An 857-nucleotide genomic window follows, 5' to 3' on the forward strand; every position below is an offset into this window, starting at 1 on the left:
TGATCGCCGAAGGTGAAGTTCAACAGTTGATGAACTGTAACGATCCTGACACGACCGAAGAAAGCTACATGCAAGTCATCTACTCAAAGACTGCACGCTTGTTCGAGTCTGCAACGCAAATTGGCGCAATCTTAAATGATGCTCCAGAACACGTTGAATTGGCTCTGCAGAATTATGGTAAATACCTAGGCACTGCATTCCAGCTTATTGATGATGTGATGGACTACACATCCGATGGCGAAGACATGGGCAAAAACGTTGGTGATGATTTGGCTGAAGGAAAACCGACACTGCCTCTGTTGCATGCAATGCGTAATACGACGCCAGAAAATGCGCTGATGATTCGCGAAGCGATTGAAAAAGCCAATGGCATGGAACGCTTAGTTGAAATCCTAGCCGTTATGAAAGAGGCCGGTTCGTTAGAATACACTACGCAGAAAGCGTTAGAAGAAGCAGATAAGGCGATCGCTGAACTGGAAGTACTACCAGAATCAGAATACAAAGAAGCGCTTATCACGCTAGCTCATGTTGCGGTAAAACGCACCCGCTAGCACCATCAGACCCTTTAGCAAGAAAAACAAAAGGAAGAGCATTTCGCTCTTCCTTTTTCGTCTCAGCTCTAGACAATTTCAACGACTCTGACTAATAGTATCGTTCGCTTCCACCGTGCAGCTGTGGATCGTCCTCTATCTCATCAAAACTCACTGCTATCTGTTGATCTGAGCCTTGCTTGGATAACAAAACGGTCTCTGCTTCACGGTCGACAACCAAAATCGTACCGACGCCTTCTTGGCACTCAACAACCATGCCTTTTTGGATTCGACTTGCTTCCATCATCTTCTCCTTAACAATGTTGT

At 45.6% G+C, this 857-nt stretch carries 2 protein-coding genes; one reads left to right on the top strand and one right to left on the bottom strand.

The genetic code is table 11. The features are described 5' to 3' along the window. Window positions 1–551, top strand: a 551-nt coding sequence (locus tag R8N49_RS25995) for a polyprenyl synthetase family protein (protein WP_318190311.1), incomplete at its 5' end; no start/stop codon positions are given. Between the two features lie 91 nt (window positions 552–642). Here the strand turns inward: R8N49_RS25995 and R8N49_RS26000 are convergent. Further along, on the bottom strand, window positions 643–834 hold the full coding sequence (locus R8N49_RS26000; protein ID WP_005489551.1) for a hypothetical protein: 192 nt from the start codon (window positions 832–834) through the stop codon (window positions 643–645). Window positions 835–857 lie beyond the last annotated feature (23 nt).

Source organism: Vibrio sp. 1978 (assembly GCF_033344345.1).